Origin of the sequence: Streptomyces sp. NPDC048277 (assembly GCF_040652235.1) — a bacterium.
In the GTDB taxonomy this organism is placed as follows: Bacteria; Actinomycetota; Actinomycetes; order Streptomycetales; family Streptomycetaceae; genus Streptomyces.
In genome coordinates this window covers 104,751-118,777 of the sequence record NZ_JBEZLQ010000034.1, presented here as the reverse complement: position 1 = coordinate 118,777, position 14,027 = coordinate 104,751, and the positions used below count along the sequence as shown (strand labels likewise).

Sequence of the window (14,027 nt, the reverse complement as noted above, 5' to 3'; positions counted from 1 at the left end):
GTGGTGGGGGTGGGGGGGGCTGGGGGGGGGGGGGGGGGGGGGGTGGTGGGTGTGGGGGGGGGGGGGGGGGGGGGCCCCCCCCCCCGCCCCGATTGCGCGTGTGGTTCTCTGCGGGTGTGTGGGGGCTGGTCGCGCAGTTCCCCGCGCCCCTGAAGGGGCGCTTCACTCACGGTGCGTCGTTGTCCAGGATCTTCTTCAGGTCCGCCACCACCGTGGGGATCTCGCGGTCGAAGGCCAGGCCGTCCACGCCCTCGTCCGTGACCACTGCCAGGAGGGCACGGGTGCCCACGGCCGTGACGATGACGTGGCCCGCGCTGCACTGGGCCGTCATCTGGCGCAGGGCTCCTGTCGCGCCCTGGTCGGCGAGGCGGTGGCCCAGGGAGAGGGCGGCCGAGGCCACCGCGGCCATGGACTCGGGGTGGGTCTTGTCGGCGTCGGCGGCCACCACCAGGCCGTCGACGGTGGCCAGGACGGTCTCGGAGACGCCCATCACCCGGTCGCGCAACGAGACGAGGATGTCCTGCACGGGGTCGCTCATGGTGGCTTCTTCCTGTCGTGCTCGGCGGTGCGGAGGCGACCGGTCTCCCCGGGGCTAGCGCTTGCGGCGGGGGAGCGGGGTCGCTGCGGGTTGCGGTGCTGCCATGGGGGGAGAGGGCGGGGTGCGAAGGGCCGTGCTGGGGCGGCCGGCGATGGTGGCGGAGGGGGCCTGGAGGAGGCCCAGGGCCAGCAGGTCGCGGAGGTCCAGCATCACGGCGAACAGGCCGCGGCCCAGGGTGAAGGCGATGTCCCGGGGGGTTCTGCGGCCGTCGGCGGCGGCCAGGACGGTCCGGTGACGGGGTGAGAGGCGGGCGGTCTGCTGCGGGTCGCGGGCGGTCGGGGCCGGGTCCAGGCGGTCGCGGGCGAAGCGGGCCGTGACGCCGCGTTCGTTCGCCAGCAGGCGGATACGGCGGGACGTCTCGGTGACCAGGCGGTCGGGCGGTACCGCGGTGCCCGTGTCGAGGAGGGGGCGGGGAGCCGTCACCTCCCAGCCGTCCGGCCGGGTCAGGGCCAGGGCGAAGGCCGCGTCGAACAGGGCGGCCCGGCCGGTGATCTCGAGTTCCGTGGCGCCCAGCAGGCCCTGGGCGACCAGTTCGAGGGCCAGGCGCGCGGGGTCGGCGCCGGTGGCGCGGGCGGCCGTCCAGTCGTCCTCCGCGATCCGGTGGGACTTGAGGAGGAGGACCTCGACGCCCGGGGCGCCCGGGGTCTCCATGCCCACGACCAGTCCGTCACGGACGTGGATGACACCGCCGGGGCTGCCCGAGACCAGCACGGTGCAGGAGCGCTGCGCGGTGTGCAGGGCGGCCAGCACGCCGGGGACGTTGCGGGGGGCCGGTGGCTCCTGGGTCATCCGAGCAGTCGGCCCGTGTGCTCGGCCAGGTCGCGCAGCGCCCAGGTGATGTTCGTACGGTGCCGGTCCACCAGGGCGAACAGGAGGAGCGGATCGCCCTGGCGGTCGACCCGGGTCGTCACATGGTGGTGGCTGGTCGTGGTGATGACGATGGTCTCCAACTCGCCTTCGAAACCGGCCCGGTTGAGGTGAGTGGTCACCAAGTGGGCGGTCTCCTGGGCGTCCTGGGCCGACCGCGCGTCGCCCTGCTCGGCGTAGGACAGACCTGTCACGCCGTCCAGGAGAGCCGCGGCGGTCACACCGGGCGTGGCGGCGACGCCGTCCAGGACTGTGTCGAGCAAAGCCATGAGTTCCCCCTCCTGACGCTCGCTTCGCACAGTACTTTATTGCCAACCGACACAACACTGGCCAAAGATGACACTTATCCGGACTCGGAGAGGTCGGGAAGCAACCTCGTCCGAACCGCTTGCGTCGGAGTTGACCACGTAAGGAAATCGAGGGCACCAGCGTGAACATCGAGACAACGCTCAAGGAAGCCATGAGCATCGACGGGGCCCTCGGAGTCGCCCTCGTCGACTACGAAAGCGGCATGTCCCTCGGCGTGCTGGGCGGCGGGCCCCACCTGGACCTGGAGCTCGCGGCGGCCGGGAACACCGAGGTGGTCCGGGCCAAGCAGCGCACGCTGAAGTCCATCAACCTCGACGACGAGATCGAGGACATCCTCATCACCCTCGGCGGGCAGTACCACCTGATCCGCCCCCTGACCAAGGCCGGCGGCTCGCTCTTCCTCTACCTCGCCCTGGACCGCGGCCGCAGCAACCTCGCCCTGGCCCGGCACAGCCTCAGGAAGCTGGAGAACGAACTGGAGGTCTGACCTCCGGTGGCCCGGCGTCCCGGTCCGGTGCGGTGCGGCCCGGGGCGCCGACGCCCAGTCGGTAAGCACGCCCAGGTGACGGGCGTAGCGTAGAGAGCATGACGAAGTACGGCTCCTTCCCCGGCACGCGGCCGCGTCGGCTGCGGACCACCCCTGTCATGCGGCGCATGGTCGCCGAGACCCGGCTGCACCCCGCGGACTTCATCCTCCCGGCGTTCGTCCGCGAGGGCGTGAGCGAGCCGGTGCCGATCTCCGCCATGCCCGGCGTCGTGCAGCACACCCGGGACAGCCTGAAGAAGGCGGCCGCGGAGGCCGTCGAGGCGGGGATCTCCGGGATCATGCTGTTCGGCGTGCCCGAGGAGAGCAAGAAGGACGCCCTCGGCACCCCCGGCACCGACCCGGACGGAATCCTCCAGGTCGCCCTGCGGGACGTGCGCGCCGAGGTCGGCGACGAGCTGCTCGTGATGTCCGACCTGTGTCTCGACGAGACCACCGACCACGGGCACTGCGGGGTGCTGGACGCCGAGGGCCGTGTCGACAACGACGCCACCCTGGAGCGGTACGCCGAGATGGCCCAGGTGCAGGCCGACGCCGGCGCCCATGTGGTCGGACCCAGCGGGATGATGGACGGGCAGATCGGTGTCATCCGCGACGCGCTCGACCAGATCGGGCGCGAGGACGTCGCGATCCTCGCCTACACCGTCAAGTACGCCTCCGCCTTCTTCGGGCCCTTCCGGGAGGCCGTCGGCTCGTCCCTGAAGGGGGACCGCAAGACCTACCAGCAGGACCCCGCCAACGCCCGGGAGTCGCTGCGCGAGCTGGCCCTCGACCTCGCGGAGGGCGCCGACATGGTGATGGTCAAGCCGGCCGGGCCCTACCTCGACATCCTCGCCCGCGTCGCCGACTCCGTGGACGTGCCGGTCGCCGCCTACCAGATCTCCGGCGAGTACTCGATGGTCGAGGCCGCCGCCGAGAAGGGCTGGATCGACCGCGAGCGGGCCATCCTGGAGACGCTGACCGGCATCAAGCGGGCCGGCGCGCAGAACATCCTCACCTACTGGGCGGTCGAGGCCGCCCGGATGCTCGGCCGATAGCGGACACCGAGTGCCCCCGGCCGGCGGAATCCGGGCGGGGGCACTTTCAAGTCGCCGGTGGCGTTAGGTTGTTGACCGTCCGTTGTTGACCGTCCTCGCCCTTCGCCGACCGTCCGGGAGACGCCCATGTCCGGTGACGCCCTCAGTCAGGACCCCGCCGAGCTGAGAAGGAGGATCGACAGCAGCAAGGCACACCCGGCCCGGGTGTACGACGTCTTCCTCGGCGGCAAGGACCACTACCCCGCCGACCTCGCCGCCGCCTCCGCCGCGCTCTCCGCCAACCCGCGCGGCTACCTCGACGTCCGGCACAACCGCGACTTCCTGCGCCGCGCCGTGAACACGCTGGCCGGGGACGGGATCCGGCAGTTCCTCGACATCGGCACCGGCCTGCCCACCGCGGAGAACGTCCACCAGATCGCCCAGCGTGTCATACCCGACTCCCGGGTGGTGTACGTCGACAACGACCCGATCGTCCTCGCCCACGCCCGCGCCCTGCTCACCAGCGGACCCGAGGGCCGTACCGACTACATCGACGCCGACTTCAGGAACCCGGCGGAGATCCTCGAACAGGCTTCGAAGACACTGGACTTCGACGAGCCGGTCGCCCTGTGCCTGGTGGCGATCCTGCACTTCGTGGAGGACGAGGAGGCCTACCCGATCGTCCGCGGGCTCGTCGAGGCGCTGCCCGCCGGCAGCCGGGTGGTGCTCAGCCACCTCACCGAGGACCTCAACCCCGAGAACATCCGCGCGGTCCAGCGGGCCTACACCGAGCGCGGCTTCAGCTTCGTCCTGCGGTCGCGGGCCGACGTCGAGCGCTTCTTCACGGAGAACTCCCTCGCCCTGGCCGACCCGGGCGTGGTCCCCGTGCACCGCTGGCGCGCCGACCACGCGGCGCCCGTGCCCGAGCAGCCCGACGCCGCCTTCCTGGACTCCCTCGACCACATCGAGCGGATCCGCTACGCCGACATCAACGACGTCACCGACGCCGACATCAACGTCTACGCGGGCGTGGCCGTCAAGGCCTGAGCCCCGCTCACCAGTTGACGGCGTCGTCGCGGTCCTGCTGCCAGTACGTCACCCGCAGCGAGCTGTCGTAGTACACGCCCTTCGCCGGCAGCGTCGGGGTCGCCGAGGCCCCGCCGCTGCTGTTCGGCGTCATGCCCTGGAAGGCGATCGTCAGTTTGTGGCCGGTGGTGCCGCCGTCGCCGCTGCCGTCGGCCGCGGACAGCAGCACGCTCGCGTACCCGGACTCGCCCGGCGCGAGGCTGGTGACCGCCTGCGGGTGGGTCGCCTCGTCGGGCTGCGGGACCCACTGCATCTCGTCGAAGCGGACGACGGGGTAGTAGGTCAGGTCGCAGAGCTTGCTGCCGGTGTTGGTGACCGTGAGCAGCATGTGGTTCAGCGGGCGGGAGAGCGGCTGGGCGGTGACGGTGGTGTTGGAGCCGTTGCAGAGGACGCGGGTGGCGGTGGTGCCGCCCTGGCCGCTGCCGCTGCCCGGCTTCTTTGCGGCCGTGTTGCTCACGGGCGTGGGCGTCGACCTGCCGGCACCCGTGCCCGTACCGGTGTCTGTGCCCGTGCCGCCGGTGGAGCCTCCCGAAGCCTTCGGCGTCGATGTGGCCGACGAGGCCGACGGGGTCGGCGTGCCGCCGACCTGCCCGGACGCGCCCTCGTCCTTCGTGCCCGTTCCGTTCTGACAGGCCGTGAGCGCGAGGGCGGCGACGGCGGCACCGGTGGCGGCGAGCAGACGGACACGGCGGCTGGTGCGCATGGCGAATCCTCTTTCGAGTGGTGTCGTGCTTGGATGGCCCCAGCCTGTGGGCCGCGCCGTCCCGTCCGCCACGATTGCCGGACGATCAGGGACGCTGGAACGGCCACATCGGCTCTGACCTGGGAGAACAGCCCTTCCCTGGAACGGGGGAACGGGACGTGGGGGGACGGAGGAACGGTGTCGGACGGCACTGCGGGAAGCGGTTTCGCGGAGCTGCTGCGGGAGTTGAAGGACCGCTCGGGGCTGAGTTACGGCATGCTCGCCAAGCGGCTGCACATGAGTACGTCGACCCTGCACCGCTACTGCAACGGGGACGCCGTACCGGCGGACTACGCCCCGGTGGAACGCCTGGCCCGGCTCTGCAAGGCCGGCCCCGAGGAACTCGTCGAGCTGCACCGGCGGTGGGTGCTGGCGGATGCGGAGCGGGGGCGGAAGCCGGAACCCGTCGCGGCGGCTGCGGAGCCGGAGAGCCCGGCTGAAGCAGCAGGAGCGGCAGGAGCAGAAGCGGCAGCGGTAGCAGCAGCCGTAGAAGAAGAGCCGGTGGTCGAGGTGGTGGCCGCGCCGGTCGGCGAGCGTCGTCGCCGGTTCCCGCGGCCCGCGCTCCTCGCCGGGATCGCCGTCGCCGCCGTGCTCGGCGCCGCCGCTCTCGTCGTACGGCTGCCGTCCGGCGGGACGGACGACAAGAGTGAGGGGCCCGCGGGTGCCGCCACCTCGGTGACCGGCGCCCCGCACACCCCGGCGGTGACGCCCTCGGGCACCCCGTCCACCTCCGCGCCGTCCTCCTCCGCCCCCTCCTCCTCCGTGTCGGCCTCGGCCACCGGCCGGTCCAAGGGCGCCGACACGGCCGGCTCGGCGCCCTCCGCGGACACCGGCACCGCGTCGCCCCCGCTCACCGTCAACACCCAGCCCTACTCCTGGGAGAGCCCCTGCTCCCAGCACTACCTGATCGACCGGGCGCCCGCCGATGTGGCGCCGCCGCCCCTGGAGACCGACGCGACCGCATGGGTGTCCGCGCACGGGGCGGTCTCCTCGGGGGAGCAGTACCTCACGCTGACCGTGCAGGGCACCGGCACGGAGTCCGTGGTGCTCCAGAGCCTCACGGTCCGTACGGTGACCCGGAGTTCGCCGCTCGCCTGGAACGACTACGCGATGGGATATCCGGGCGTCGGCTGCGGCGGGGGCGTGCCCACGCGCTCCTTCACCGTCGCCCTGGACGCGATGCGACCGTCGGTCGTACCGGAGGCGGGGCACCAGAACTTCCCGTTCAAGGTGAGCGAGTCGGACCCCGAGGTCCTCTACGTCAAGGCCGACGCCTCGGCGTACTCCGTGGGCTGGTACCTGGAGCTGTCCTGGTCCAGCGGGTCGCGGCACGGGACGCTGCGGATCGACGACAAGGGGCGGCCGTTCCGCACGAGCGGCAACAACGGGCGGCCCGCCTACGAGTTCCCGCTGGGCGGCGAGGCCTGGCGGGCCGCGTCGTCGACGGGCTGAGAGAGGGAGGCGGCGGAGGGGCCCTCGTCACGTACGCCCTGACCGTCCCGGCACCCGCTGAGGGCCGTCACGGCGACCAGCGTCAGGGCGGCCGCCGTCAGGAGACGGCGGCGGCCGGCGGCCGGGGTGGTGTGCGTGGCGGACATACGAGGGCTCCCTTGACGATCTCGGTGTGCCCTCAGCCTGTGGGCCGACCCGCCCCGGCCGCCAGACCTCACGGCGGATTCGGGACACGCAAGCCCGGTCCACCCCTCTGACCTGCGCGGATGCTGACCCGTGGGACGGCGGAACGGGACGTTCGAGCACCCGGGGAGGGCTCCGCGAGCCGCCCTCGTCCGTATCGCGAAACAACCGGTGTAGGTGGCACGTACCTCTCTAGGCTCCCGTCAAGACGAGGATCAGCCCGAGGAGCCGTCCATGACCGTCACCAGTGCCCCCGCCGCCCTGCCGCCGCTCGCGGCCCGTACCCGTACCGTCGGCGGTTCGCCCGTGCGGGAGATCCTCGCGGTGACCGCACGCCCCGAGGTGATCAACTTCGCGGGCGGGCTGCCGGCTCCCGAGCTGTTCGACAAGGAGGGCATCGCGGCCGCCTTCCGGGCCGTGCTGGAGGAGTCGCCGGAGCGGGCGCTGCAGTACTCGACGACCGAGGGCGAACCGGCGCTGCGCGCCGGACTGGCCGCGCGCGTCTCCGCGCAGGGCCTGCCGACCGACGCCGACGACCTCCTGATCACCACCGGCTCCCAGCAGGCCCTCTCCCTGCTCGCCACGGCGTTGATCGAGCCGGGAGACACGGTCCTCGTCGAAAGCCCCTGCTATCTCGCGGCACTTCAGGTGTTCGGGCTGGCCGGGGCACGGGTGCTGCCCGTCCCCTGCGACGAGGACGGCGTCGACCCGGCCGCTCTGGAGGAACTGGTCCGCGCCGAGCGGCCCAAGCTCCTCTACCTCGTCCCGACCTTCCAGAACCCCACCGGCCGCACCATGCCCGCCGCCCGCCGCGCCGCCGTCGCCACGGCCGCCGCCCGGCACGGCCTGTGGATCGTCGAGGACGACCCCTACGGCGAACTCCGCTACGACGGCGACCGCGTCCCCTGGATCGCGACCCTCCCCGGCGCCGAGGACCGGACGGTCCTGCTCGGTTCCTTCTCCAAGGTCATGGCCCCGGGGCTGCGCCTCGGCTGGCTCCGCGCCCCGGCCGGGCTGCGGCGCGCCTGCGCGGTGGCCAAACAGGCGGCCGACCTGCACACCCCGACCGTCAACCAGCTCGCCGCGGCCCGCTACCTGGACGTCCTGGACGGCCATGTCGCCACGGTCCGCACGGTGTACGGCGCCCGCCGGGACGCCATGCTCGCCGGACTGCCCGACGCCCTCCCGGCCGGCTCCACCTGGAACCGGCCCGAGGGCGGCATGTTCCTCTGGGCCCGGCTCCCGGAGCCGTACGACACCACCGCCCTGCTCCGCCGGGTGGTGGAGCAGGGCGTGGCCTACGTCCCCGGCGAACCCTTCTACGCCACCGGCCCCGACCGCTCGACCCTGCGGCTGTGCTTCGTGACGCAGACACCGAAGGACATCGAGGAGGGCCTGCGCAGGCTGGCCAAGGGCCTCAGCAGCTAGCGGCCGCCGGGCTCAGTCCCACCAGAAGTGCCACAGCCGCTCGCCGACCAGCCGCTCGGCGTACGACGAGAGCGTGTCGTCGGCGTCGGACAGCACGGTGTAGGGGGAGAACGCGAAGTGCTCGGCGGCGACCGTCTCCGCCTGGTCGAGGTCGGCGGGCGGGGCGGCGACGGAGACGGCGAGGTGGTCGTGGCCGAGGGCCACCACGCGTATGCCGAAGCGGTCCTCCCAGGAACGCAGCACCGCGCACAGCCGGGCCACGTCCTCCTCGTAGTTCACCGGGCCGCTCCAGCCGATGGCCGCCGGTATGTCCGCGCTGCGCCGGGCGGACACCAGCGCCAGGTGCGGCTCCTTCAGCCACGGGCGGCCCTGCGAGAGCGCGTCGGCGACATCGGCGGCCCGCGCGTCCGGGTCGGCGACCAGCGGCGGGGCGGCGGCGAGCCCCGGCCACTCCTCGCCCTCCGGCGGGTCCTCGTCCCAGAAGTCCTCCAGCACCTCGTCGGCGTCGTGGTCCCCGGGGTACGAGGTCTCCCCGGGCGCGAGGTCCCAGTCGTCGACGTCCGACGTGTCGATCAGCACCGGCAGCAGCCCCGCGCGGGCGGCCGGCGTGCCCAGCGCGGTCCAGGTCCCGGGCCCGGCGGGCTGCCCGGCGTACCACAGCAACGGCTCGTGCCACGGCCCGTCGAGGGTCTCGTCGAGCAGTCTCCCGGGCGGGAGTTGAAGCCCCAGGGAACGACCGCTCGGGTCGGTCGCCAGCCTGGGCAGCGGGTTGGGAAGTGTCGCCATGGCAGTGACTGTAGGGGGCGCCACTGACAACGCGTGCACGCCGCCTGCCTCGTGGGCGCCACCCCTGTCGGCGGGTCGGTTCAGCCCGCCGGGTCCGTCAGCATCCGCCAGCCCGGGGCGTAGTTGCCGTGCAGGATCAGGGAGGCCGCGCCGACCGCGCCGACCGTGTCGCCGATGACGCTCTGTTCCACGGTGATCGGGCGCAGCGCGCGGGCCACCGCCGTGCGGTTGACGGCGCTCTCGATCTCGGCGAGGAGGATCGGTTCGATCCCGCGCAGCGCCTCGCCGCCGAGGACGATGCGGTCGACGTCGAGGAGACTGGCGGCGCCCCGGGCGGCCTGGCCGATGCGGCGGGCGGCCCGGCGGACCACGTCGTGGGCGTCGGGGTCGTCGGCGCGGGCGGCCCGGCGCAGGGCCTTCCAGTCGTCGTGCAGGGTCTCGGGCATGCCGGTGAGGCCGATGCGGGCGGCGGCCCCGGAGCCGTGGCGGCGCAGCAGGTCGTCGATGATCGCGGCGGGGGAGCAGTAGGGGCCCAGGCAGTCGGTGCCGCCGCACGGGCAGACCCGGTCGCCGGGCTCGACCGGCATGTGGGCGAACTCCCCGGCGTTGCCCGAATCACCGTGCAGCACGGTGTTGTTGAGGACGACCCCGGCGCCGATGCCGGTGCCGAGGTAGACGAAGAGGAAGCTGCCCGCGCGGGCCTCGCCGCCGATCCAGCGTTCGCCTATCGCGGCGGCGGTGGCGTCGTTGTCGAGGGCGACGGGAAGGCTGGTGGCCGCCTCGAACATCTTCACCAGCGGGACCCGGCCCCAGCCGGGGAGGTTCGGGGGTGAGACCACGGCGCCCTGGCCGCCGTCGAGCGGGCCGGGGGCGGCGATGCCGAGGCCGAGCAGGCGGGCCGGGTCGACGCCGGAGCGGGTGAGCAGGCGCAGGGCCGCGCGGGAGACCCGGTCGACCACCTGCGCCGGGTCCTCGGGGGCGACCAGGCGCTGGCGGCGGCCGGTGATCACCTCGCCGGCCAGGTTCACCACGACGATCACCGCGGAGTCGGGGTCGAGGTGCACGCCGAGCGCGTAGGCGCCGTCGGGGCGCGGGGAGAGCAGGGTGCGCCGCTTGCCGCCGCTGGAGGGGGCCTGGCCGGTCTCGGTGACCAGGCCGGCGTCGAGCAGTTTGCGGACGACGTTGGAGACGGTCTGGTTGGTCAGCCCGGTGAGCGCGGCCAGTTCGACGCGGCTGACCGGGCCCCGGGTGCGGATGGCGTCCAGCACGACGGCCTGGTTGTAGCCGCCGACCCTGGGCAGATTCGTCCCGCCGAGCGTTGTCACCGTCTGCCGCCTCCGCTGCCGTCAGGGCGCCGGTCCGGCGCCGCTCCCATGCTGCCTTCCGGGGGTCACCACCGCGCCGGGTTTTCGTCCGGACCCCGGAGCGGCATGTGATGGGGGTCACATGCAGACCGGGCGGGGTGGCTCAAAAGGGTCTCGGTCCGAGGTCGAAAAGTCGCCTTCATCAGCTCGGATCTCGGCTGCTTCCGGTCGCCTCCGCGTGCCTCAAGGCCGCTGTCAGGTGGGGAGTTTACATGTCGGAAGCATTGACTTCATCCATCCATTGGATTTAGCTATCGCCCACCAGAACCGGGCCGAAAACGGTCGGGTCGCGCGGCGGGCGGCGCAAGGGGACGTCGTCCGTCACGAGTCGGCGCGGCCCGTATCCATCGCGGCTTTCCCTAGGTTTCGCGTTCCCGGAGGGACCTCGTGCGTTCGAAACTCATCACCGCCGCGGCCGTCACAGCCGCCACCGCCCTTGCCGCCACCGGCTGTGGCTCCGGCTCCTCAGGGAGTTCGAGCAAGTCGATCAAGGTCGTCTACTGGCAGAACCTCAACAGCGCCAACAAGCTCCAGGCGAACTTCCTGGCCTCGATGGTGAAGGAGTTCACCAAGGCCAACCCCGGCACCAAGGTCAACCTCGTCCCGGTCACCGCTTCCGAGGCGGACTACTACACGAAGATCCAGCTCATGATGCGGTCCCCGTCGACCGCCCCGGACCTGGTCTACGAGGACACCGCCCTCATCAACTCCGACATAGCCGGCGGCTACCTGAAGCCGCTGGACGCCTACACCGCCAAGTGGGCCGACTGGTCCCAGTACGCGGCCGCCGCCAAGACCGCGGTCACCGGCGCCTCCGACAACAAGGTCTACGGCGTCCCGGACAACACCGACACCCGCGGCATCTGGTACAACAAGCAGCTCTTCGCCAAGGCCGGGATCGCCGTGCCCTGGCAGCCCAAGACCTGGGCGGACGTGCTGAGCGCGGCCCGCACGATCAAGGCCAAGCTGTCCGGCGTCACCCCGCTCAACCTCTACACCGGCACCGCCGGCGGCGAGGCCTCCTCCATGCAGGGCTTCGAGATGCTGCTCTACGGCACCCCGGCCGGCGACAAGTCCCTCTACGACGCGAGCCAGAAGAAGTGGGTCGTGGGCAGCCAGGGCTTCAAGGACGCCCTGAACTTCGTGCACACCGTCTACGGCGAGAAGCTCGGCCCGTCCGTCTCCGACGCCCTCGGCGCCAACTTCGGCACCACCGTCGGCACCGAACTCATCCCCGCCGGCAAGCTCGCCATGGACATCGACGGCTCCTGGATGCCCAACAACTGGGGCTCCACCAGCGCCAAGCCGTGGGCCCAGTGGGAGAGCACCATGGGGACGGCGGCCATGCCGACCCAGAACGGCCAGGAGCCCGGCAAGACCAGCATGTCCGGTGGCTGGGCCTGGTCCGTGCCGGCCAAGGCGGGCAACGCCGACCTCGCCTGGAAGTTCCTCCAGACCGTCCAGACCAAGACCAACTCCGCGAAGTGGAACGCGGTCAACTCGACCATCGCCACCCGCACCGACGTCGCGGGCGACTCGACGTACCTGAGCGCGGTCCCGACCAACAAGTTCTTCACCGAACTGGTCGCCGACACCCACTACCGCCCGGGCCTGCCCGCCTACAACCAGGTCTCGACCGCCATCCAGAAGGCGATGGAGTCGGTGACCACCGGACAGGCGTCCGTCGACAAGGCCGCAGCCACGTACGACAACGATGTCAAGTCCGCCGTCGGTGACGACAAGACGGTCAAGGGCACCTCGTGAGCACGCTGACCACCGCACCTCCCGGGACCGACGGCGACCGCCGGTCCCGGGGGGTGCCCCCCGCCGCCCAGGGCCTGCTGCGCGGGCTCCCGCTGCTGCCGTCGGTCGTGCTGCTGGCCGTGTTCCTGGCCGGGCCGATCGGCTACTGCGTGTACTACGCGTTCACCGACATGCAGCTCACCGGCGCCTCCGGCACCCATTTCACCGGCTTCGCCAACTTCACCCGCGCCTTCCACGACGCCGACTTCCTCAACGCCGTATGGCTGACCTTCGTGTTCGTCGTCGGCTCGGCCGTCGTAGGACAGAACACCCTCGGCCTCGCCCTCGCCGCCCTCATGGAGAAGGCCGCCAAGCCGGTCCGCTCGATCGTCAACGGCGTCGTCATCGCCGCCTGGGTGCTGCCCGAAGTCGTCGCCGGCTACCTGATGTACGCCTTCTTCTACGACCAGGGCTCGCTCAACTCGATCCTGTCGGCCCTGCACCTGCCGCAGCAGAACTGGCTCTACACCATGCCGATCCTCGCGGTCTGCCTCGCCAACGTGTGGCGCGGCACCGCCTTCTCGATGATGGTGTTCTCCGCCGCCCTCAACGACGTGCCCCAGGAACTCCTGGAGGCCGCCGAGATGGACGGCGCCGGTCCCTGGCAGCGGTTCTTCCGGGTCACCCTGCCGGTCATCCGCCGCTCGATCCTCACCAACCTCATGCTGATCACCCTCCAGACCCTCTCGGTCTTCGGGCTGATCTACACCATGACCAGGGGCGGCCCCGGCAACAAGAGCGAGACCCTGCCCGTCTTCATGTACCAGCAGGCCTTCCAGAACAGCCTCATCGGGTACGGCACCGCGATCGCCCTGGTGCTGCTGCTCGTCGGCGCCCTGTTCTCCGCCGTGTACATCCGGCTGCTCAAACTGGAGGACGACTGATGGCCGTCGCCACCGACACCGCCACCGCCACCGGCCGTTCCCGGGCCGGAGCCACCGCCCGGCCGTCCGTCCGGCGCCGCCGACCGTGGCTCGGCAGGGCGGTCGTCCACCTTCTCCTGCTCGCCGTCTCGGTGGTCTACGTCCTGCCGCTGCTGTGGATGCTGATCGCCTCCGTCAGCAACCTCAACAGCTTCCGGCTCACGCTGCCCGACGCGCTGACCCTGGACAACTTCGACGCGATCCTCAACGTCGACACCACCTACCGGCCGATGCTCAACAGCCTGCTGCTGTGCGGCTTCGCCACGCTCGTCACCGTCGTCGTGTCGATCCTCGCCGCGTATCCGCTCTCGCGGTACCGGTCCCGGCTGCGGCGGCCGTTCCTCTACACCATCCTCTTCTCCACCGGGCTGCCCATCACCGCCGTGATGATCCCCGTCTACAGCATGTTCGTGCAGGTCGACCTCATCGACTCGATGCCGGGTACGACCCTGTTCCTGGCCGCGTCCGCGCTGCCGTTCGGGATCTGGCTGATGAAGAGCTTCATGGACGGGGTGCCGCTCGTCCTGGAGGAGGCCGCGCGCATCGACGGCGCCGGGACGATGACGGTGCTGTGGCGGGTCGTCCTCCCGCTGATGCGGCCCGGTGTCGTGGTCGTCACGATCTTCACGTTCATCGGCATGTGGGGGAACTTCTTCGTCCCCTTCATCCTGCTGCTGTCGCCGGAGAAACTCCCCGCGTCCGTGAGCGTGTTCACGTTCCTCAGCGCGCACGACCAGACGCAGTACGGGCAGTTGTCGGCGTTCTCGATCGTGTACTCGCTGCCGGTGGTGATGCTCTACCTGGTGCTGGCGCGGAAGTTGGGGGGCGGGTTCGCCCTCGGTGGTGCGTTGAAGGGGTGACATCGGCGGCTGCGGGTTCGTTGTGGCTGGTCGCGCAGTTCCCCGCGCCCCTAAAGGGGCGCTGTC

15 protein-coding genes are annotated in these 14,027 nt (G+C 71.7%); 8 read left to right on the top strand and 7 right to left on the bottom strand.

All coding sequences use genetic code 11. The features are described 5' to 3' along the window. Positions 1–166: 166 nt before the first annotated feature. The 3 genes from AB0D85_RS45875 to AB0D85_RS45865 are packed head-to-tail and all read right to left on the bottom strand — an operon-like array spanning position 167 to position 1,734. Positions 167–538, bottom strand: a complete 372-nt coding sequence (locus tag AB0D85_RS45875; RefSeq protein WP_362335265.1) for a roadblock/LC7 domain-containing protein — start codon at positions 536–538, stop codon at positions 167–169. Positions 539–592: 54 nt separating this feature from the next. Next, the gene (locus AB0D85_RS45870; protein WP_362335262.1) at positions 593–1,387 is read right to left on the bottom strand and encodes a hypothetical protein; all 795 of its coding nucleotides are present in this window, start codon (positions 1,385–1,387) and stop codon (positions 593–595) included. Then, entirely contained in the window at positions 1,384–1,734 is a 351-nt protein-coding gene (locus AB0D85_RS45865) for a hypothetical protein (RefSeq protein ID WP_362335259.1), read from the bottom strand. The genes AB0D85_RS45870 and AB0D85_RS45865 overlap by 4 nt, the downstream gene beginning before the upstream one ends. A 161-nt stretch (positions 1,735–1,895) precedes the next feature. On the opposite strand from AB0D85_RS45865, the gene AB0D85_RS45860 reads away from it, so the two are divergent. From AB0D85_RS45860 to AB0D85_RS45850, 3 genes are all read left to right on the top strand, one after another. Further along, positions 1,896–2,261, top strand: a complete 366-nt coding sequence (locus AB0D85_RS45860) for a hypothetical protein (protein ID WP_362335256.1) — start codon at positions 1,896–1,898, stop codon at positions 2,259–2,261. A 98-nt stretch (positions 2,262–2,359) separates the two neighbouring features. After that, positions 2,360–3,355, top strand: a complete 996-nt coding sequence (gene hemB, locus AB0D85_RS45855) for a porphobilinogen synthase (RefSeq protein ID WP_362335253.1) — start codon at positions 2,360–2,362, stop codon at positions 3,353–3,355. Between the two features lie 126 nt (positions 3,356–3,481). Beyond that, a complete protein-coding gene (locus AB0D85_RS45850) occupies positions 3,482–4,381 on the top strand; it encodes an SAM-dependent methyltransferase (RefSeq protein WP_362335249.1) in 900 nt (299 codons plus the stop codon). 7 nt (positions 4,382–4,388) lie between these two features. On the opposite strand, the gene AB0D85_RS45845 is transcribed toward AB0D85_RS45850, so the two are convergent. Beyond that, the gene (locus tag AB0D85_RS45845; protein ID WP_362335247.1) at positions 4,389–5,123 is read right to left on the bottom strand and encodes a DUF4232 domain-containing protein; all 735 of its coding nucleotides are present in this window, start codon (positions 5,121–5,123) and stop codon (positions 4,389–4,391) included. Between the two features lie 177 nt (positions 5,124–5,300). Here AB0D85_RS45845 and AB0D85_RS45840 point away from each other — a divergent pair, with 177 nt between their 5' ends. Beyond that, positions 5,301–6,614, top strand: a complete 1,314-nt coding sequence (locus AB0D85_RS45840; RefSeq protein ID WP_362335244.1) for a helix-turn-helix transcriptional regulator — start codon at positions 5,301–5,303, stop codon at positions 6,612–6,614. Here the strand turns inward: AB0D85_RS45840 and AB0D85_RS45835 are convergent. Further along, positions 6,560–6,760, bottom strand: a complete 201-nt coding sequence (locus AB0D85_RS45835) for a hypothetical protein (RefSeq protein ID WP_362335241.1) — start codon at positions 6,758–6,760, stop codon at positions 6,560–6,562. The genes AB0D85_RS45840 and AB0D85_RS45835 overlap by 55 nt on opposite strands. 271 nt (positions 6,761–7,031) lie before the next feature. Between AB0D85_RS45835 and AB0D85_RS45830 the strand changes: the two genes are divergently transcribed. Next, positions 7,032–8,225 carry a PLP-dependent aminotransferase family protein gene (locus AB0D85_RS45830; RefSeq protein ID WP_362335238.1) on the top strand — a complete coding sequence of 398 codons (1,194 nt, stop codon included), beginning with the start codon at positions 7,032–7,034 and terminating at the stop codon, positions 8,223–8,225. Positions 8,226–8,237: 12 nt separating this feature from the next. On the opposite strand, the gene AB0D85_RS45825 is transcribed toward AB0D85_RS45830, so the two are convergent. Both AB0D85_RS45825 and AB0D85_RS45820 read right to left on the bottom strand, forming a co-directional pair. After that, positions 8,238–9,011 carry a DUF4253 domain-containing protein gene (locus tag AB0D85_RS45825; RefSeq protein WP_362335235.1) on the bottom strand — a complete coding sequence of 258 codons (774 nt, stop codon included), beginning with the start codon at positions 9,009–9,011 and terminating at the stop codon, positions 8,238–8,240. Between the two features lie 80 nt (positions 9,012–9,091). Next, entirely contained in the window at positions 9,092–10,336 is a 1,245-nt protein-coding gene (locus AB0D85_RS45820) for an ROK family transcriptional regulator (protein WP_362335232.1), read from the bottom strand. Positions 10,337–10,762: 426 nt separating this feature from the next. Between AB0D85_RS45820 and AB0D85_RS45815 the strand changes: the two genes are divergently transcribed. From AB0D85_RS45815 to AB0D85_RS45805, 3 genes are read left to right on the top strand one after another with little or no spacing between them, the layout of a single operon-like run. Beyond that, positions 10,763–12,139, top strand: a complete 1,377-nt coding sequence (locus tag AB0D85_RS45815) for an extracellular solute-binding protein (RefSeq protein WP_362335229.1) — start codon at positions 10,763–10,765, stop codon at positions 12,137–12,139. A 53-nt stretch (positions 12,140–12,192) separates the two neighbouring features. Beyond that, positions 12,193–13,062 carry a sugar ABC transporter permease gene (locus AB0D85_RS45810; protein WP_362335283.1) on the top strand — a complete coding sequence of 290 codons (870 nt, stop codon included), beginning with the start codon at positions 12,193–12,195 and terminating at the stop codon, positions 13,060–13,062. Further along, the gene (locus AB0D85_RS45805) at positions 13,062–13,961 is read left to right on the top strand and encodes a carbohydrate ABC transporter permease (RefSeq protein ID WP_362335226.1); all 900 of its coding nucleotides are present in this window, start codon (positions 13,062–13,064) and stop codon (positions 13,959–13,961) included. Before AB0D85_RS45810 ends, AB0D85_RS45805 begins: the two co-directional genes overlap by 1 nt. Positions 13,962–14,027: the final 66 nt, after the last annotated feature.